This is a genomic window from Rhodanobacter hydrolyticus, assembly GCF_044904645.1.
Map to the genome: position 1 here is coordinate 1279821 of NZ_JADIKK010000008.1, position 18830 is coordinate 1298650.

General features: G+C 64.5%; 15 protein-coding genes and 3 tRNA genes. 5 read left to right on the top strand and 13 right to left on the bottom strand.

The window, feature by feature from the left end:
• Positions 1 to 30 precede the first annotated feature (30 nt).
• Positions 31 to 2805 carry a DUF5107 domain-containing protein gene (locus ISP25_RS08470; protein ID WP_404613175.1) on the top strand — a complete coding sequence of 925 codons (2775 nt, stop codon included), beginning with the start codon at positions 31 to 33 and terminating at the stop codon, positions 2803 to 2805.
• A gap of 102 nt (positions 2806 to 2907) precedes the next feature.
• On the opposite strand, the gene ISP25_RS08475 is transcribed toward ISP25_RS08470, so the two are convergent.
• The 9 genes from ISP25_RS08475 to thrS all read right to left on the bottom strand — a co-directional run bounded on the left by ISP25_RS08475 (position 2908) and on the right by thrS (position 10699).
• Positions 2908 to 2984: transfer RNA gene (locus ISP25_RS08475), tRNA-Pro, on the bottom strand.
• A gap of 88 nt (positions 2985 to 3072) precedes the next feature.
• Positions 3073 to 3429 carry a MerR family transcriptional regulator gene (locus tag ISP25_RS08480; protein ID WP_181301494.1) on the bottom strand — a complete coding sequence of 119 codons (357 nt, stop codon included), beginning with the start codon at positions 3427 to 3429 and terminating at the stop codon, positions 3073 to 3075.
• Positions 3410 to 3709, bottom strand: coding sequence for an integration host factor subunit alpha (ihfA, locus tag ISP25_RS08485; RefSeq protein WP_077481444.1), 300 nt, complete (start codon positions 3707 to 3709; stop codon positions 3410 to 3412). The genes ISP25_RS08480 and ihfA overlap by 20 nt, the downstream gene beginning before the upstream one ends.
• A 1-nt stretch (position 3710) precedes the next feature.
• Complete coding sequence (gene pheT, locus ISP25_RS08490) at positions 3711 to 6101, bottom strand: phenylalanine--tRNA ligase subunit beta (protein ID WP_404613178.1); 2391 nt, start codon at positions 6099 to 6101, stop codon at positions 3711 to 3713.
• Between the two features lie 19 nt (positions 6102 to 6120).
• Entirely contained in the window at positions 6121 to 7116 is a 996-nt protein-coding gene (gene pheS, locus ISP25_RS08495; RefSeq protein ID WP_404613180.1) for a phenylalanine--tRNA ligase subunit alpha, read from the bottom strand.
• A gap of 294 nt (positions 7117 to 7410) precedes the next feature.
• Positions 7411 to 7770, bottom strand: a complete 360-nt coding sequence (gene rplT / locus ISP25_RS08500) for a 50S ribosomal protein L20 (protein ID WP_077481450.1) — start codon at positions 7768 to 7770, stop codon at positions 7411 to 7413.
• A gap of 17 nt (positions 7771 to 7787) precedes the next feature.
• On the bottom strand, positions 7788 to 7985 hold the full coding sequence (gene rpmI, locus ISP25_RS08505) for a 50S ribosomal protein L35 (RefSeq protein ID WP_019467379.1): 198 nt from the start codon (positions 7983 to 7985) through the stop codon (positions 7788 to 7790).
• Between the two features lie 239 nt (positions 7986 to 8224).
• The gene (gene infC / locus ISP25_RS08510; RefSeq protein ID WP_343227540.1) at positions 8225 to 8752 is read right to left on the bottom strand and encodes a translation initiation factor IF-3; all 528 of its coding nucleotides are present in this window, start codon (positions 8750 to 8752) and stop codon (positions 8225 to 8227) included.
• 45 nt (positions 8753 to 8797) lie between these two features.
• Complete coding sequence (thrS, locus tag ISP25_RS08515; protein WP_404613182.1) at positions 8798 to 10699, bottom strand: threonine--tRNA ligase; 1902 nt, start codon at positions 10697 to 10699, stop codon at positions 8798 to 8800.
• 235 nt (positions 10700 to 10934) lie between these two features.
• On the opposite strand from thrS, the gene ISP25_RS08520 reads away from it, so the two are divergent.
• Positions 10935 to 11942, top strand: coding sequence for an NAD-dependent epimerase (locus ISP25_RS08520; protein ID WP_404613184.1), 1008 nt, complete (start codon positions 10935 to 10937; stop codon positions 11940 to 11942).
• Between the two features lie 21 nt (positions 11943 to 11963).
• Here the strand turns inward: ISP25_RS08520 and ISP25_RS08525 are convergent, their stop codons facing one another.
• Positions 11964 to 12413 (bottom strand): CopD family protein, encoded by a 450-nt coding sequence (locus ISP25_RS08525; protein ID WP_404613186.1) that lies wholly within the window; start codon positions 12411 to 12413, stop codon positions 11964 to 11966.
• 303 nt (positions 12414 to 12716) lie between these two features.
• Here ISP25_RS08525 and ISP25_RS08530 point away from each other — a divergent pair, with 303 nt between their 5' ends.
• Positions 12717 to 13766 (top strand): hypothetical protein, encoded by a 1050-nt coding sequence (locus tag ISP25_RS08530; RefSeq protein WP_404613188.1) that lies wholly within the window; start codon positions 12717 to 12719, stop codon positions 13764 to 13766.
• A gap of 103 nt (positions 13767 to 13869) precedes the next feature.
• Here ISP25_RS08530 and ISP25_RS08535 read toward each other — a convergent pair.
• Together ISP25_RS08535 and uvrB are read right to left on the bottom strand one after the other, a co-directional pair.
• Positions 13870 to 13944 (bottom strand) — tRNA-Val (locus ISP25_RS08535).
• A 366-nt stretch (positions 13945 to 14310) separates the two neighbouring features.
• Positions 14311 to 16326, bottom strand: a complete 2016-nt coding sequence (uvrB, locus tag ISP25_RS08540) for an excinuclease ABC subunit UvrB (RefSeq protein ID WP_192154337.1) — start codon at positions 16324 to 16326, stop codon at positions 14311 to 14313.
• Positions 16327 to 16478: 152 nt separating this feature from the next.
• Between uvrB and ISP25_RS08545 the strand changes: the two genes are divergently transcribed.
• Together ISP25_RS08545 and ISP25_RS08550 are read left to right on the top strand one after the other, a co-directional pair.
• Entirely contained in the window at positions 16479 to 17036 is a 558-nt protein-coding gene (locus ISP25_RS08545) for a GspH/FimT family pseudopilin (protein ID WP_404613190.1), read from the top strand.
• Positions 17037 to 17103: 67 nt separating this feature from the next.
• Positions 17104 to 17180, top strand: a tRNA-Asn gene (locus ISP25_RS08550).
• 162 nt (positions 17181 to 17342) lie between these two features.
• Here ISP25_RS08550 and ppnN read toward each other — a convergent pair.
• Positions 17343 to 18746, bottom strand: a complete 1404-nt coding sequence (gene ppnN, locus ISP25_RS08555) for a nucleotide 5'-monophosphate nucleosidase PpnN (RefSeq protein ID WP_192154335.1) — start codon at positions 18744 to 18746, stop codon at positions 17343 to 17345.
• Between the last annotated feature and the right edge of the window lie 84 nt (positions 18747 to 18830).

The window sequence follows — 18830 nt, forward strand, 5'->3', positions numbered from 1 at the left end:
CAATCGTCCACATCCGGCATGGTGAAGGTAATGACGCGTTCACGGTTGAGTCTCTGCATCCTGTTTCTGTTGGGTCCGCTTTCGCTGCATGCACAGGTTCGCGTCTGGCAAGGCCAGATGCCGCTTGCGGCATCGGAGGAAGGTCCACCCGACGAGAACCCGCCCTTCGACATCTATGGCACCGCCAATTTCAGCTACCCCTACACGCTGCGCGAGGATGTGCGCAACACCGAAGCCAAGCATCTCTGGCGCGCGCTTTTTCTCGAGAACGAATACCTGAAGTGCACGATCCTTCCCGATCTTGGCGGACACATCTATACGTGCGTCGATAAGATCAACGGCAAGCCGATGTTCTACGCCAACCCCACGCTGAAAAAGGCGCTGATCGGCTATCGCGGCGCGTGGTCGGCATTCGGCGTCGAGTTCAACTTCCCCGTTTCGCACAACTGGGTTTCTCTCTCGCCCGTCGACTGGTCCTACGCCCAGGACCCAGACGGAAGCGCGTCGGTGACGATCGGCAACCGCGATCGCGTCTACGGCATGGAGTGGACGGTCCAGCTGGTCCTGCGCCCGGGCAGCACCGTGCTGGAAGAACGCGTGACGCTGTCCAACCCGAGCGAACTGCGGCACCGGTTCTACTGGTGGAACAACGCAGGGGTGCAGGTCCATGACGACTCGAAGATCTGGTACCCGATGCAATTCACGGCCAGTCATGGCTTCAAGGACATCGACACCTGGCCGGTGAATGCGAAAGGCATGGACCTCAGCATCGTCGGCAACCACAAAGACGGCCCCGTGTCGCGCTTCGTCTACGGCAGCCGCGAACCGTTCATGGGCATCTACGACCCGGATACGGATGCCGGCGTTGTCCACTACGCCAACTATGCGGATCTGTCGGCGAAGAAGATCTGGACCTGGGGCACCAACGCGGATGGCCTCGCCTGGCGCCATGTGCTTTCGGACAACGACAGCGCGTATGCGGAAGTGCAGGCCGGCCTTTTCCGCAACCAGGAAACCTACGGCTTTCTCCAGCCCGAGCAGGTCATCCACTTTTCCGAATACTGGATGCCCGTGCATGAGATCGGCGGCATCTCGCGCGCCAACTTGAATGGCGTCGTGTTCATGGCCAGGAAGCGCGATGCTGACGGACATGCGGCATTGACGGTGGCCTTCAATGCCAACCGCCGGTTCCCCGATGCAAGCATCCGGATACTGGACGGCACCAAGACGGTCTTCCAGGGAACGGCGACACTCGATCCGGCGCAGACCTGGCAACACACGTTCGACGATCTTTCTCCGTCGAAGAAATACACCTTCGTGCTCGAGAGCGACCAGCACGAAGTGCTCCTCGAACACACGGAAGACCAGTACGACTGGACCCCGCGCAACGAAGTAAAGACCGGCCCCCAGAAGACCTATCAACCACCCGATACGAGCGACGGCCTGCTCGAACGGGGCAGGAACGAAGAGCTTCAGGGCCAATTGATCACTGCCCGGAAAACTTATGCGCAAGCGCTTGCGGCGGCGTCGGACAGCCTGCCTCTCCTGAAGGCGCAAGGCCGCCTGGACGTGGACCTGTTCCGCTTCGAAGACGCGTCGCGTCTGTTGAAGCAGGTCGAGGACCGCGCCACCTGGGACGGAGAGACGCATTACTACCGCGGCATCGCGGAAGCCTTCCTCGATCATCCGCGCGAGGCGCGCCTCGAATTCGAGGCGGCCTATCGCGATCCGTCCCATCGGGCTGCAGCCGGCGTGTTGCTGGCCGAGCTGCTCATCAAGGACAAGGATTTCGCACGCGCACACGATGTGCTGACCCGCGTATGCCACCCGGATACGGCCGACACGGTCGCCCAGCGCTGCATCGAAGACGTGGTGGCGGTGCGGCGTGCGCTTGGGCCTGCTGATCGCGCACGACAGCTTGTGGCCACGGCGCTGGCCACCTATCCCACGAGCGATTTTCTGCGCAACGAGCAATCCATCCTGGGTCATCCGGATGCACAGCTCGATGCACATCTCGCTGCCGACCCCAACCGGATCCTCGATCTGGTGATCCAGTACAACCGGCTGGGGCTTTATTCCGATGCACTGGCGCTACTCACCCGCCACTATCCCGCCGTGCCGGCCGATGAGTCCGAGCCGGGTACGGTGCTGCCCGACAGGAATCCTTTGCTGGCCTACTACCGCGGGTATTGCCGCGAACAGATGGGCCAATCCGGCGTGGCCGACTATCAGGCCGCTTCGCGCATGCCGCTGCGCTACGTGTTCCCCGAAAGACGCGAAACGCTTCTGGTCCTTCGCGCGGCGCTTGCGAGGAATCCTTCCGACGCATCCGCGCACTATCTGCTGGGAACGCTGCTGTTCTCCAAGGGCATTACCGATCAGGCCATCGCGGAATGGCGCCGCGCTTCGTCGCTCAGGCCCGATATTCCATCGCTGGATGCGAGTCTTGGTCGCGCGCTGCTCGAGATCGACCACGCGCCCGCGGACGCCGCCACCGTGTTCCAGCATGGATTCCAGGTCGATCCGGCCAACCCCGCGCTCTACACCGGCATGGACAAGGCCATGCAGCAAACGGGCAAACCCGCTGCCCAGCGCGTCGCCATGCTCGAGAAGTTCCCCGCAGACGCGGACATGCCTGCCGATCTGGTACGTGCCTTGGTCAATGCATTGCGTGAAGACGGCAAGGACGACCAGGCGGATGCGTTGCTGGCCAAGCACTTCCTGCCGCGCAAGGAAGGCGCAGCGCCGCTCGTGCCGGAACCCAAAGACAAGCCGGCGGGCGTTCCGGCGCGTCAGCGTCCGTAATCCGCCTGCGGACGCGCCGGATAACACAAATAGCGCAGCCAACAAAAAACCGCGCCAAGGCGCGGTTTCCGGGATATCCAGGGTTGCCTGGAGTCATCCAATTGGTCGGGGCGGCCGGATTCGAACCGACGACCCTTTGCCCCCCAGGCAAATGCGCTACCAGGCTGCGCTACGCCCCGACTTGGACTGGAAAGGCGGCAACGTGGCCGCCTTTCGTGCTTCGCGATCATGCGATCGGGAAGCGCGAACTATAGCAGAGGAATGCGCTCAACGGCGCAGCAGGGCGAGTACTTCTTCCAGCTCGAGCCGTACCTGATGCACGATCTGGTGCGACATGCTCGCCTCCACCCGCGCCTGCGGGCCTTCCAGCCGTGCACGTGCACCGGTGATGGTGAAGCCTTCGTCGTACAGCAGCGCGCGGATCTGGCGGATCATCAACACGTCATGGCGCTGGTAGTAGCGACGGTTGCCGCGGCGCTTCACCGGATTGAGCGCGGGGAACTCCTGTTCCCAGTAGCGCAACACGTGCGGCTTCACCCCGCACAACTCGCCTACCTCACCGATGGTGAAGTAGCGCTTGGCCGGGATCGGCGGCAGTTCGGTGTTATTCCCTTGGTCCAGCATAGCCTTCGACTCGCACCTTGAGTTTCTGACCCGGTCGGAACGTCACCACCCGGCGCGCCGAGATCGGGATCTCCTCGCCGGTTTTCGGATTGCGCCCGGGTCGCTGGTTCTTCTCGCGCAGGTCGAAGTTGCCGAAACCGGACAGCTTCACCTGCTCCCCCCTCTCCAAGGCCTCGCGGACCACCTCGAAACAGGCGTCCACGAATTCCTTGGCTTCCCGCTTGTTAAGGCCTACGTCGAGGAAAAGCCGCTCGGCCATATCCGCCTTGGTCAGAGCCATCTCATCCTCGCAACTTGGCCTTGCACGTTTGTTCCAATGCGGCAATGGCCTGCCGCACGCAGCGGTCTGCGTCTTCGTCGGTAAGGGTGCGGGAAGCATCCTGCAAAATCAAGCCCATAGCGAGACTTTTTCGGCCCACTTCGACCCCCTTGCCACTGTAGCGATCGAACAATCGCAGCTCCACCAGCAGCTCGCCGAGGCTGCCGCTGACCGCCTGCTCGATCCGTGACCAGGTCACCTCATCGGACACCTCGACCGCGATGTCGCGGCGTACGGAGGGGAAACGCGCTACCGGTTGTGCCTTGGGCAGACGGCGGGCCAGCAGCGGCTCCAGCGCCAGTTCCAGCACATGCACGTCCGGGCCCAGGTCCAGCGCCTTGGCCAACTGCGGATGCAGGGCGCCCAGCCAACCGGCTGTCTGGCCGTCGCGCGCGAGCCGCGCACCGCGGCCCGGATGCAGCCAGGCCGGCAGACCGTCGGCATGGATCGTCCAGCGGTGGGATTCGCCCCCCCAGGCGAGCAAGGCGTCGAGGTCGCCCTTGAGGTCGAAGAAATCCAGGGCGCGGGACGGCTCGCCCCACTGTTCGGCATGGGCGTTGCCGCTGACGACGATGGCCACGCTGGGGGTTTCCACAGGCGGGTTGCCCGCCGCGAAAACGCGGGCGACTTCGAACAGGCGCACCCGTTCCTGCTGGCGCGCGCGGTTGTGGCGCAAAGCCTCCACCAGCCCCGGCAGCAGCGAGGGGCGCATCACCGCCAGATCGGCCGACAGCGGATTGGCCAGCGGTACGCCCTGCCCTTCGAAACCCCAGCGCGCCAGCAGCTCGGCGGAGACGAAGGACAGGTTCACCGCCTCGAAATAGCCGTGCGCGGCCAGTTGCTCGCGCAGCGCCAGTTCGCCGATGCGGGCTTCCGGCTCGGCGACGAGGACCAATGCGCCCGCCGGCGTGGCGGTAGGGATGCTGTCATAGCCGAAAATGCGCGCGACTTCCTCGATCAGGTCTTCCTCGCGCTCGATATCGAAGCGGCGACTGGGCGCAGTGACCCGCCACCCTTCGGCCAGCGGCTCGACCTTCATCCCAAGCGCAGTGAAGATGCGCAGGACCTCGGCATCGGCAACTGCCAGGCCGAGCACGCGCACAAGGCGCGCGCGCCGCAGCAGGATCGGCTGCGGTGCCTGCACCTGCCCGGGCAGCGTGACGTCGAGCAACGGACCGGCCACGCCGCCGGCGATATCAAGGATCAACCTGGTCGCGTACTCGATGGCGATGGGCGGCAGCTCGGGATCGACGCCACGCTCGAAACGGTGCCCGGCGTCGGTGTGCATGCCCAGCCGGCGGCTGCGGCCGATGATGGCCGACGGAATCCAGTGTGCGGCCTCCAGGAACACGCTGCGAGTGGTATCGGTCACGCGCGTTTCGGAACCACCCATGATCCCGCCCAGCGCGACCGCGCGTTCGCCCCGGCCGCCGTGGCCGTCGGCGACGACGAGGAAATCCCCGTCCAGCTCGACGGTGCGGCCATCGAGCAGTTGCAGCGACTCGCCGGCACGCGCCGGACGCACGACGATCCCACCCTCCAGCTTGTCCTTGTCGAAGGCGTGCATCGGCTGGCCCAGTTCCAGCATCACGTACTGGGTGACGTCGACCAGGAAGCTGATCGGGCGCAGACCGCTGCGGCGCAGGCGTTCGGCCATCCACACGGGCGTCGCCACGCGTGCGTCCACCCCATCGATCACGCGGCCGGTGAAGCGCGGAACGCGCGGGCCGGCTTCCAGGGCGATTTCCATCGCGGCGTCGCTACCGGCGGATACCGGCGCGGCATCCAGCGGCAGCACCTCGCCGCCCAGCGCGGCGGCGACGTCGAATGCGATGCCGCGCACGCTGAAGCAGTCGGCACGGTTGGGCGTGAGCTTGATCTCGATGCTGGCGTCCGGCAGGCCGAGGTACGCCGCGAGCGGCGTGCCCACCGGGGCATCGGTCGGGAGTTCGAGCAGCCCCGAGGCATCCGGGTCGATGCCGAGCTCCTTGGCCGAGCACAGCATGCCGAACGATTCGACGCCGCGCAGCTTCGCCGGCTTGATGGCGATACCGCCCGGCAACGTCGCACCCACGGTCGCGAGCGGCGCCACCAGGCCCGCGCGCGCGTTGGGCGCGCCACAGACGATCTGCACGGTGCCGTTGCCCGTCTCCACCTCGCATACCTGCAGGCGGTCGGCCTCCGGGTGTTTTTGCGTGCTGACGATGCGCGCCACGACGACGCCATCAAGCGAATCGCCCAGCGCGGCAACGTCTTCGACTTCCAGGCCGATGGCCGTCAGCGTCGCGGAAAGTTCGTCGCGCGACGCCTTGGTCGGCACATGCTGGCGCAGCCAGTTCTCGGAGAATTTCATGTCACGGTTCCTGCGGCGTTTAGGCGAACTGCTTGAGGAAGCGCAGGTCGTTCTCGAAGAACGCGCGCAGGTCGGAGACGCCGTAGCGCAGCATCGCGAAGCGCTCCACACCGAGGCCGAAGGCGAAGCCGGTGTAGCGCTCCGGATCGATGCCGCAGTTCGCCAGCACGTTCGGGTGCACCATGCCGCAGCCCAGCACTTCCAGCCAGCGCGATTCGCCGTCCTTGGTCTCCCAGCGGATGTCCACTTCGGCCGAGGGCTCGGTGAAGGGGAAGTAGCTGGGGCGGAAGCGCATCTCGAAATCGCGCTCGAAGAACGCGCGGATGAACTCGGCCAGCGTGCCCTTGAGGTCGGCGAAGCTGGAAGTTTCGTCGACCAGCAGGCCTTCGATCTGGTGGAACATCGGCGAGTGCGTCTGGTCCGAATCGCTGCGGTAGACCTTGCCCGGCGCGATGATGCGGATGGGCGGCTGGCGCCCCTTCATCGAGCGGATCTGCACCGGCGAGGTATGCGTGCGCAGCAGACGCCCGTCGCCGAAGTAGAAGGTGTCGTGCATGGCGCGCGCCGGATGGTGCGGCGGGAAATTCAGCGCCTCGAAGTTGTGCCAGTCATCCTCGATCTCGGGGCCGTCGGCACGCTGGTAGCCCAGCCGCGCGAAGATCGCGGCGATGCGCTCCAGCGCACGGGTGATCGGATGGATGCCGCCGCGCTCGCCGTCGCGACCGGGCAGCGTGATGTCGATGGTCTCGGAAGCGAGCCGGCGATTCAGCTCAGCCTGCTCCAGCTCGGCCTTGCGCGTAGCCAACGCATCGGCAAGGCGCTCCTTGACGCGGTTCACTTCGGCGCCACGCGCTTTTTTTTCTTCCGGCGGCAACGAGCCGAGCGTCTTCAGCGCGGCGGTGACGATGCCGCTCTTGCCGAGCAGGCCGACGCGCAATGCTTCAAGCGCGTCCAGCGTTTCGGCCTTGTCGATTTCAGCCTGCGCTAGCGCGGCGCGGCTTTCCAGATCGTCCATCGATGCGACTCTCTCTTGTCCCCTCTCTCCCGCGGGGAGAGGGCTAGGGTGAGGGGCGGCTCTTGCAGCGTCGCGCCTTCGAAGTGTGCTTCGATTGAAGCCGGGGCCAGACGTATCCCCCACCTCAATCCTCTCCCCCGCAGGGGAGAGGAAGCGGACGCCGCAAGCATTATCCAAATAAAAACGGGGAGGAGGCTTTAGGCCTCCTCCCCGCAGACGTTACGCGCATCCCTTGAAGAGTGCGGCCGTGGATGGCCGCTTCTTGATCTTCGCGATCAAGGATGAGCGCACAGATTACGCTGCCAGTGCGGCCTTCGCCTTTTCAGCAATGGCACCAAAGGCCTTGATGTCGTGCACGGCGATGTCGGCCAGCACCTTGCGGTCGACCGTGATGCCGGCCTTCAGCAGGCCGTTGATGAGGCGGCTGTAGGACAGTCCGAACTGACGGGCAGCAGCGTTGATACGCACGATCCACAGGGCGCGGAACTGGCGCTTCTTCTGCTTGCGGCCGATGTACGCGTACTGGCCGGCCTTGATGACGGCCTGGTTGGCTACGCGGAAAACCTTGCGGCGGGCGTTGTAATAGCCCTTCGCGCGGCCAATGATCTTCTTGTGACGACGACGGGCGGTAACGCCACGCTTGACACGAGCCATGGTCTAGTCCTCCCGGTTCAGAGATACGGCAACATGCGAGCCACACCCTTGGTGTCGCACGCCTTGACGTGGTTGGTGGCGCGCAGGTTGCGCTTACGCTTGGTCGACTTCTTGGTCAGGATGTGCGACTTGAAGGCGTGACCGGCCTTGAACTTGCCGGAAGCGGTCTTGCGAAAACGCTTCGCCGCCGCCCGGTTGGTCTTGATCTTGGGCATGGAAATGCTCCTTGATGGGGTCGCCCTCCTTACGGGAGCGGCCCGGTTTCTGACTGATTCGGCGGCGACCGCAAGGCCGCGCTTTCCATCCTGCCGACATCGGTTCACGACCCTTCCTGGCGGGTCGAACTGGCAATTGTACGGAGAAATCGGGACCGGCGCCAGCCTATGGCGCTGATCCGGGCAGGAAGGCCGCCCATCGCCTCATGCGAAACGGCAGCCCGCAAGCCGCCGTCGCCTTACTGCTTCTTCTTGGGGCCGATCATCATGACCATCTGGCGGCCTTCCAGGCGGGGAAAGGATTCCACCTGGCCGTTCTCGCCGATGTCGACCTGGATGCGCTTGGCCATTTCCTGGCCCAGGTCCTGGTGCGACATCTCGCGGCCGCGGAAGCGGATGGTGACCTTGACCTTGTCGCCTTCCTCGAGGAAGCGAAGCATGTTGCGCAGCTTGATCTCGTAGTCGCCCACGTCCGTGACCGGACGGAACTTCACTTCCTTGATCTCGACCTGCTTCTGCTTCTTCTTGGCGGCCTGGGCCTTCTTCTGGGCTTCGAACTTGAACTTGCCGTAGTCCATGATGCGGCAGACCGGCGGATCGCCGTTCGGCTGGATTTCGACCAGGTCCATCCCCGCTTCCTGCGCCAGAGCCAGCGCCTCGTCGCGGGTGAGGATGCCCAGCTGCTCAGCGTCGGCGCCGATCACGCGCACGCGCGGAACGCGGATTTCCAGGTTACGGCGATTACCCTTGTTGTCGGTGGTAGCGATACCACTATCCTCCAGAAGAAGTTTTGATTAGGCCGTGCAACGCCTTCAGCGTTGCGTCTCGGCCTGCAGTCGTCCGATGAAGTCGGCCAGCGGCATGCTGCCCAGATCCTCACCTGAACGGGTACGCACAGAAACGGTTCCCGCTTCCTTCTCGCGGTCACCGACCACCAGAAGATAAGGGACTTTCTGCAACGTATGTTCGCGGATTTTATAGCCGACCTTCTCGTTGCGCAAATCGGCCTCTACCCGGAAGCCTTTATCGACAAGGGTTTGCGCTACCTCGCCAGCATATCCGGCCTGGGCGTCGGTAATGCTGAACACCGCGGCCTGCACCGGCGCCAGCCAGGGCGGCAGCAGGCCGGCATGGTGCTCGATCAGGATGCCGATGAAGCGCTCCATCGACCCCACAATGGCCCGGTGCAGCATGGCGGGGCGCTGGCGCTGCGACTGTTCGTCGATGTATTCGGCACCCAGCCGCTCGGGCATCATGAAGTCCACCTGCATGGTGCCCACCTGCCAGGCGCGGCCGATGGAATCCTTCAGGTGGTACTCGATCTTGGGTGCGTAGAAGGCGCCCTCGCCCGGCAGCTCCTCCCAGTTCACGTTGGCCGCGCGCAGTGCACGACGCAGCATGTCTTCGGTGCGATCCCAGAATTCGTCCGAGCCGATGCGCTTGTCCGGACGCAGGGCCAGCTTGACCGCGATATCGGTAAAACCGAAGTCGGCATAGACCTTCATGGCCTGCAGATGGAACGCCGTGACTTCCGCCTCGACCTGATCGGGCGTGCAGAAGATATGGCCGTCGTCCTGCGTAAAGGCGCGTACGCGCATGATGCCGTGCAGCGCGCCCGAGGGCTCGTTGCGGTGGCAGGCGCCGAATTCGCCGTAACGGATCGGCAGCTCGCGGTAGCTGTGCAGGCCGGTGTTGAAGATCTGCACGTGGCCGGGGCAGTTCATCGGCTTCAGCGCGAACGTGTGCTTCTCCGATTCGGTGAAGAACATGTTTTCCTGGTAGTTGTCCCAGTGGCCGGACTTCTTCCACAGCGACACGTCCAGCACCTGCGGGCAGCGCACTTCCTGGTAGCCGCTCTGGCGGTACACCCGGCGCATGTACTGCTCCACCTGCTGCCAGATCGCCCAGCCACGGGGGTGCCAGAACACCATGCCGGGACCTTCCTCCTGCTGGTGGAACAGGTCCAGCGCCTTGCCGATCTTGCGATGGTCGCGCTTCTCGGCTTCTTCCAGCTGATGCAGGTAGGCCTTGAGGTCCTTGTCGTTCAACCACGCCGTGCCGTAGATGCGCGTCAGCATTGCATTGTTGGAATCGCCGCGCCAATACGCGCCGGCCACCTTCATCAGCTTGAATGCACGCAGCTTGCCTGTGTTGGGCACGTGCGGGCCGCGACATAGATCGGTGAACTCGCCCTGCGAGTAGAGCGAGAGTTCCTCGTTGGCCGGGATGCTCTCGATGATCTCCGCCTTGTACGCCTCGCCGATGCCACGGAAGAATGCCACCGCGTCGTCGCGCGACTTCACGTTGCGCGTCACCGGCAGCGCCTCCCTGACGATCTTCTCCATCTCCGCCTGGATCTTCTCCAGGTCATCGGGCGTGAAGGGGCGCTCGTAGGCGAAGTCGTAATAGAAGCCGTTGTCGATCACCGGGCCGATCGTGACCTGCGCGCCCGGATAAAGGCGCTGCACCGCTTGCGCCAGCAGGTGCGCGGTGGAGTGGCGCAGGATTTCCAGCGCCTCTGGGCTTTTCTCGGTGACGATCTCGAGGCTGGCGTCGTGCTCGATGGGGAAGCTGGCGTCCACCAGCTTGCCGTCCACCTTGCCGGCCAGGGTGGCCTTGGCCAGGCCGGCGCCGATGGAGGCAGCCACGTCCTGCACGGATACGGGATGGTCGAACGGGCGCTTGCTGCCGTCGGGTAGCGTGATCTCGATCATGGGATTCTCTGAAAACAAAAAAGGCGCTTGAGCGCCTTTGTGGAGCACAAGGCGGAAGAGTCGTCAGCGAGGGTCACGGGTAGTTGCCATGTCACACGCTCGGCCGGCGCGTTGGCGCGGGCCACCTTGGTCACTGGAATGGATAGCGAGACGCTAGTTTAGCCCATCGCGCGCTGTCAATTCAGCGCCCTGCCGCCGACAATAGACCGGCCTCCACCCCTCAAAGGCTTTGCCCATGCGCCTCCTCGTCACCGGCACCGCCGGCTTCATCGGCGCCGCGCTGACCGAACGCCTGCTGGCGCGCGGCGACGAAGTGCTGGGCATCGACAACCACAACGATTACTACGACCCGGCGCTGAAAGAGGCTCGCCTCGCCCGCTTCGCCGGGCATGCCGGTTACACCCACCGTCGGGCCGACCTGGCCGACGCCGCTTCGGTGAACGAGGCCTTCGCCAGTTTCAAGCCGCGACGCGTGGTGAATCTGGCCGCGCAGGCCGGTGTGCGCTACTCGCTGAAGAACCCGCAGGTCTATGTGCAGAGCAACCTGGTCGGCTTCGGCAACGTCCTCGAAGCCTGCCGCCACAGTGGCGTCGACCATCTGGTCTACGCATCCTCCAGCTCGGTCTACGGCGCCAACCGCAAGCTGCCGTTCGCGGTGGAGGACGCCGTGGACCACCCGGTGAGCCTGTACGCCGCGACGAAGAAAGCCAACGAACTGATGGCGCACAGCTACAGCCATCTCTATGGCCTGCCCACCACCGGCCTGCGCTTCTTCACCGTGTACGGGCCGTGGGGGCGGCCGGATATGTCGCCGATGCTGTTCGCCGACCGCATCAGCCGCGGCGAAGCCATCGACGTGTTCAACTTCGGCGACCACAGCCGCGACTTCACCTACGTCGACGACATCGTGGAGGGCGTGATCCGCACCCTCGACCGTCCTGCCACACCCGACCCGGCCTACGACGCGAAGTCGCCGAATCCCGGCACGTCGAATGCGCCCTACCGCGTCTACAACATCGGCAACGACCAGCCGGTGCAACTGCTGCGCTTCATCGAACTGCTGGAACAGCACCTGGGACGCAGCGTGGAAAAGAACCTGCTGCCGATGCAGTCGGGCGACGTACCCGACACCTGGGCGGACGTGTCGGCGCTGCGCCGCGACGTGGGCTACGCGCCGGGCACCTCCATCGAGGAAGGCGTGGAACGCTTCGTGGCGTGGTACCGAGGGTATTTCAACCGCTGACCAGTCGCCCTTGAATCGGGGCTAGAAAGGCTTGGCCAGCACCAGGAAGATCACGCCCAGCAGCAGCAGCACCGGCAGCTCGTTGAGCAAGCGGAGCGTCTTCGCAGGCGGCAGCGCAGCGCCCTTCTCGCAACGCTTGAGCATGCGCCCCGTCCACACGAAATAGGCCAGCAACACGACTACCAGGGTGAGCTTGGCGTCGATCCAGTGCAGGCCCGCGGTCACGTCCGGCAGCTTCGACGGCAACAGCCGCCAGCCTTGCCACAGGGTCAGGCCGAACAGGAAGGCGATGCCGAACATGTTGTGGCCGAACCTGTACAGCCGCCGCCCCATCAACAGCAGCCGCGCCTTCACTGCGGGTTCGTCGCCGGCCTCGGCCAGGTTTACCAGAATGCGCGGCAGGTAGAACACCGTGGCCATCCACGCGATCACGAACAGCACGTGGAAGCTCTTGACCCACAGGTAGACCATCGCATCGCTCCGGCAAAAAGAAACGGCGCGAAGCGGAATCCGCGCCGTTGCATGGTATCCGGTGGGCGACGCCAGGGTCGAATTCATGCTGCGTCCCAGACCAAGCACCCTGTGCCTACATGCGTTGCCTCTCGCTCGAAATGCACACCATGGACTGCGCTCGCCACACACAGCAGGCCCGAGGTGTAACCAACCAGGCCAATCGTTCGAATAACTGGTGACCGACGCGCGCGGTCGCTGATTAGCGACTTGTCGCGGCAACGCCTGTTGCCGCATACCTAATGCCCATATCGAGGAACGATCATGAAAAAGACGGTCTTTGGATCGGCGCTGCTTGGATTGATGGTTGCGGGAACCGTCAATGCGCAGGCTGCCGCACATTGGAACGATGGCGACCTGGTGGTTACGTCGTCGAACACAGCCAACAATGAATTGCTGGTCTATGACACCCGCGGTGCACTGGTCGAGCAATCCCCGACCGGAGGATCCGGTGGAGTCACAGGCAATGCCGGCGGCATCGCACAGAGTCACGATCGCCTTGCCGTGGTCAATTTCGGATCGGGCAATGTTTCGGTCTTCCAGAAAGGCTGGACAGGCATTCCGCTGCAACTGGAGAAGCTCGTCCCCGCCCTCAACAACCCGGTCAGCGTCGCCTTCGGCCACGGCCATCTCTACATCCTGACCGCCACCTATATCGAATCGCACCCGATCGACCGCCATGGCGTGAATTCCATCGCCGACGGCAAGGCGCGGCTGGCCGTTGCCGATGGCTCCGCGGCCCAGGTAGGCGTCATCGGCGGCCAACTGGTCATCAGCGAGAAGAGCAATGCCATTGAAACGGTCGACCTGACAGACCAGGGCAGCGTGTCAGGCACGACCAGGCTGGTGGCGAACATTCCCGCCAACGTCAACGCACCGTTCGGGCTCGCCACCCGCGGCAACGATGCCTACGTCACCATCGCGCACGCGAACGAGATCAGCCTCGTGCGCAACGATGCGGTGCTGACGGTCACCGGCTCCGGCACCCAGATGGCTCCTTGCTGGGTCACCCTCGACGGCTCCTTCCTGTTCTCCGCCAATTCGCCCAGCCACTCCGTATCCCGCTACCTCGTGTACGGCCGCAAGATCGTCCAGGACGCAGCGGTGGTGGCCTCGTTCAATGGCGCACCGACCGACATCACTTACCGCGACGGCCTCGCCGCGGTCATCGACGGCACCGGGTCGGCCTCGCACGTCTCCATCTTCAACGTGGACGGCGATGGCAATTTCGACCTGAAGAGCGTCGTCACCATCGACAGCGGCACCGCCAACGGCGTTGCGATCGTGCGGGGCGACGACGGCTTCGACCACTGACCGACCGAGGTTCCCCGGCCTCGCAGGATCAATCCGGCACCAGCCGGGCGTCGGAAACAACAACGGCGCGTGCCCGAAGGCCGCGCCGTTGCCGGATTCAAATTGGTGGGCGGTACAAGGATCGAACTTGTGACCCCTACCATGTCAAGGTAGTGCTCTACCGCTGAGCTAACCGCCCGATTCGCACGGCTGCAAGCCGCGCGAGCCGCGCAGTATAGGCGACTCCCTGCCCCGCGACAAGCTTAGAGCCTGTTCAACATCTCCACGTTCCCGCGCCGGGAGCTGTTTGCGCGCAGACCGGGGAAAAGTGAAGGCACGCGGGAAGAATCCATGGATGGGCACTGCCCTGAGGAGCGAGGAGTGGACGTCCGTCCACGACCGGGTGACGACGCCGGCATGTGGGCAACCAGCCTCGACCCTTCGGTTTGCCTGCCGTGACCGCCATGCGACAGCGCGCGGCTAGACCCGCCAGCCTGCGCCATGCACTAACACCTGACGGCCACGGCAAGGCAACGTGGGCTATGCGGAGATATTGAACAGGCTCTCAACGCAAGGCCTGCTCGCGCAACTGATGGATCTGGTCGCGCAGATGGGCCGCCGCCTCGAACTCCAGGTTCTGGGCGTGCTTGTACATCTGTGCCTCCAGCTTCTTGATGGCGACGGCGGCCTTAGCCGGATCCATGGCTTCATAACTCGCCGGCGATTCGGCCACGGCACGCGCCCTGCCCTTGCCGCCGCGACCGCGCGGCGACTCGCTGCGGGCGCCCTCCATGATGTCGGCGATACGTCGTTCCACCGTCCTGGGCGTGATGCCGTGCGCCTCGTTGTAGGCAACTTGCTTCTCGCGGCGGCGGGCCGTTTCGTCCATTGCCGCCTGCATCGAGCGAGTCACTTCGTCGGCGTAGAGGATGGCCTTGCCGCGCACGTTGCGGGCAGCGCGGCCGATGGTCTGGATCAGCGAGCCGGTGGAGCGCAGGAAGCCTTCCTTGTCGGCGTCGAGTACCGCCACCAGCGACACCTCGGGCATGTCCAGGCCCTCGCGCAGCAGGTTGATGCCCACCAGCACGTCGAACTCGCCCAGGCGCAGGTCGCGGATGATCTCGCTGCGCTCCACCGTCTCGATGTCCGAATGCAGGTAGCGCACCTTCACGCCGTGCTCGGAGAGATATTCGGTCAGGTTCTCGGCCATGCGCTTGGTCAGCGTGGTGACCAGCACCCGATCGCCCATCGCGATGCGCTTGTTGGCCTCGCCCAGCAGGTCGTCCACCTGGGTACGCACTGGGCGCACCTCCACTTCGGGATCGACCAGGCCGGTGGGGCGCACCACCAATTCGACGATGGCGTCGCCGGACTTCTGCAGCTCGTACTCGCGCGGCGTGGCGGAAACGTAGATCGCACGTGGCACCCGCGCCTCCCACTCCTCGAAGCGCAAGGGCCGGTTGTCCAGCGCGGATGGCAGGCGGAAGCCGAATTCCACCAGCGTCTCCTTGCGCGAGCGGTCGCCTTTGTACATCGCGCCGACCTGCGGCACGGTGACGTGCGACTCGTCCACCACCAGCAGGCCGTCGGCCGGCAGGTAGTCGAACAACGTGGGCGGCGGCTCGCCGGGCGCACGCCGGGATAGATGGCGCGAGTAGTTCTCGATGCCCTGGCAATAACCCACCTCGGCCATCATCTCCACGTCGTAGCGGGTGCGCTGGTCCAGTCGCTGCGCCTCGACCAACTTGTTGTCGCGGTACAGCACCTCCAACCGCTCTTTCAGTTCGTCCTTGACGGTGTCGATGGCGTTGAGCACGCTCTCGCGCGTCGACGCGTAATGCGTGCGCGGATACACCGTGTAGCGCGGCACCTTGCGGACGGTTTCGCCCGTCAGTGGATCGAACAGCGCCAGGCCTTCCACCTCGCCATCGAACAGCTCGATGCGCAGCGCTTCGGTTTCCGATTCGGCAGGAAACACATCGATGATCTCGCCACGCACGCGGTAGGTGCCGCGGCGCAGCTCCATCTCGTTGCGGGTGTACTGCAGTTCGGTGAGCTGGCGGATCAGCTGGCGCTGATCGATGCGCTCGCCCTTCGCCAGGATCAGCCGCAACGACAGGTAATCCTCCGGATTACCCAGGCCGTAGATCGCCGAGACCGTGGCCACGATGATCGCGTCGCGCCGCGAAAGCAGCGCTTTGGTGGCGGCCAGCCGCATCTGCTCGATGTGGTCGTTGATCGAAGCATCCTTCTCGATGAAGGTGTCGGACGCCACCACGTAGGCCTCCGGCTGGTAATAGTCGTAGTAGCTCACGAAGTACTCCACCGCGTTGTGCGGGAAGAACTCCTTGAATTCGCCGTACAGCTGCGCCGCCAGCGTCTTGTTCGGCGCCATCACAATGGTGGGCCGCTGCACCTGCTGGATCACGTTGGCGATGGTGTAGGTCTTGCCCGAGCCGGTGACGCCCAGCAGGGTTTGCGCGGCCAGACCGGCCTCGAAGCCCTCGCTCAGGCGGCGGATCGCCTCGGGCTGGTCGCCGGCAGGCTGGTAGGGCGCGACAAGTTCGAATCTATCGTTCATGGCCAACGACATGCGGGCGGAGACTTGCATATTAAATCGAGGCTGCTGACATACCCTGTCAGCAGAGTCCGACGCCATGCTCCCCTGCCGGACGGCTGGCCGCGTGACCATGCCTTCCTAGCATGACACCTCCGCCCGTGCAGGAGCGCATCATGGCGATGCGAAAGGCTTGCTGTTCACGCGACAGGCCGCGTGGCGCCACCCTGATCGAACAGATCATGGTCGTGGCGATTCTCGGTGTGCTCACGGCCATCGCCGCGCCTTCGCTGGCACGTTTCGTTCGGCATAACCGGATGCAAGTCGCGCAGATGGATTTCATCGCCGCCTTGCAACACGCACGCGGCATCGCCGTCACCACCGGCAAGACCGCCTTGTTTTGCCCCAGCCGCGACGGCATGCGCTGCAGTGGCGAGACACGCTGGGAGTCCGGCTGGCTGGTCGGCCACGACCAGGATCGCGACGGCCAGCCAGATGCCGCACCCCTGCGCACCAGGGCCGGCTACACCGGCATCACCGTCCTGGGCGACAACGGCCGCCAATTCGTGCGCTTCCGCAGCGATGGCAGCGCCAGCGGCACGACCAACACGCTGCGCTTCTGCAGCCGGAACGACCCGGATCAGGCCCTGGTGGTGGTGGTCTCCAACATCGGCCGCATCCGCGGCGCGCCGGCCAGCACGGCGGAAGCCGCCAGTTGCGCCGCGGCACAATGATTGCGGTTTGTTGAGCAAGAGAGCCGCTTGACAGCTCCCCGCCCGATCGACAAACTACGCAGCTCCCGCCCGAATAGCTCAGCTGGTTAGAGCACTTGACTGTTAATCAGGGGGTCGCTGGTTCGAGTCCAGCTTCGGGCGCCAGATACATCGAGGGCTTGCAGAAATGCAGGCCCTTTTCTTTTGGATTGCGCGTAATTCGACGCGTAAATCGTGATGCGCAAGCTGTCAGGGCGCATCTGCAAACTGGCACGAAAAGGCCGGCAGCAATGCCGGCCTTTTTGCATGCGGCTCTCGACGACCTCGTCAGCTCGTGATCACGCGATAGCACGGCACATAGGCCGTGCCGCCGGGCAGCTTCATGCGATGCTGCGCCACGAAGGCCTGCAGCAGCTTGTCCAGTGCCTGCATGATGTCGCGGTCGCCGTCGATGTCGAACGGACCGTTCTTCTCGATCGCCTGCACGCCTTCCTCTTTCACGTTGCCAGCCACGATGCCGGAGAACGCACGGCGCAGGTCGGCCGCCAATTCGTGCAACGGACGGCCATGATGCAGCTGCAGGCCGCGCATCGCTTCGTGCGTGGGCGCGAACGGGCTTTGGAACTCCAGGGGGACGCGCAAGGCCCAGTTGAAGAAGAACGCGTCCTTGGTGTCGAGACGATTGTTGCGCACCTTCTCGATGCCCTTGGCCATCGCCTTTGCCACCGCAGCCGGATCGTCCACGATGATCTGGTAATGCGCCGCCACCGCATCGCCCAGTGCGAGGCGCAGGAATTTGTCGATCTGCTCGAAATACGCAGCCGACTGCTTCGGCCCGGTAAGGATCAACGGGAACGGAATACCGGCGTTTTCCGGGTGCAGCAGGATGCCAAGCAGGTAGAGGATCTCCTCCGCCGTGCCCACGCCGCCGGGGAACACGATGATGCCGTGTCCCATGCGGACGAAGGCCTCGAGGCGCTTCTCGATGTCCGGCATGATGACCAGCTGGTTGACGATGGGATTCGGCGACTCGGCCGCGATGATGCCCGGCTCGGTGACCCCGATATAGCGGTTGTTGCGACGCCGCTGCTTGGCGTGGGCAATCGTGGCGCCTTTCATCGGCCCCTTCATCGCGCCCGGGCCGCAGCCGGTGCAGATGTCCATGCCGCGCAGGCCGAGCTGGTAGCCCACCGCCTTGGTGTACTCATACTCATCGCGCGAGATCGAGTGGCCACCCCAGCACACCACCAGGTTCGGGTCGATGTGCGGCTTGAGGATGCGTGCGTTGCGCAGGATCTCGAACACGGCCTGGGTCAATGCATCGGAGGGCTCGAGATCGTCGCTGCCGATCTGTTTCAGCTGCGTGGACACGTAAACGATGTCGCGCACCACGGCTACCAGCAATTCGTTGATGCCACGGATGATCTGGCCGTCCACGAAGGCCTGCGCCGGAGCGTTGGTCAGCTCGATCTTGATGCCGCGATCCTGCTGCTGCACCTGGATGTCGAAATCCGGATATTGCTCAAGGATGGCCCGCGGGTCGTCGCTGATGGTGCCCGAAGTCAACACCGCCAGGGCGCAACGGCGCAGCAGGCCGTGCAGGCCCGAATCGCTCGCCCCGCGCAGACGCGCCACTTCGTGACGGGAAAGAATGTCCAGGCCGCCGGCGGGCGAAATGCGTGCGCTCACCGCGGCTTTGCGACCGGCAACGCCGGTACCTGCATCGTTCATCGATATCTCCAACCACTGTCCCGCGGGCACACGCCCGCGTAGATGCGGCGACCGTGAAGCTTCCTGCCTGGGCTGCGGCACAGT